This window comes from Alicyclobacillus sp. CIJ1 (assembly GCF_057538885.1).
Map to the genome: position 1 here is coordinate 1 of NZ_BAAJPH010000043.1, position 334 is coordinate 334.

Genomic DNA, 334 nt, shown 5'->3' on the forward strand with positions numbered 1-334 from the left:
AGCGTGAGCTGTGATGGGGAGGGAAGGACAGTACCGAAGTCCCGACGTTCACACTGCCGAGAAAAGCCTCTAGCGAGCCGAAGGTGCCCGTACCGGAAACCGACACAGGTGGGCGCGTGGAGAACACGAAGGCGCGCGGGAGAACTCTCGTTAAGGAACTCGGCAAAATGGCCCCGTAACTTCGGGAGAAGGGGCGCTCTTCCTGAAGGAAGAGCCGCAGTGAAAAGGCCCAAGCGACTGTTTAGCAAAAACACAGGTCTCTGCGAAGCCGAAAGGCGACGTATAGGGGCTGACGCCTGCCCGGTGCTGGAAGGTTAAGAGGAGGGCTTAGGGG

General features: G+C 59.6%; 1 rRNA gene. It reads left to right on the forward strand.

Annotation, left to right across the window (positions count from 1 at the left end):
- Nucleotides 1-334, forward strand: a 23S ribosomal RNA gene (locus tag AC27E8_RS00310); the annotation flags it as partial.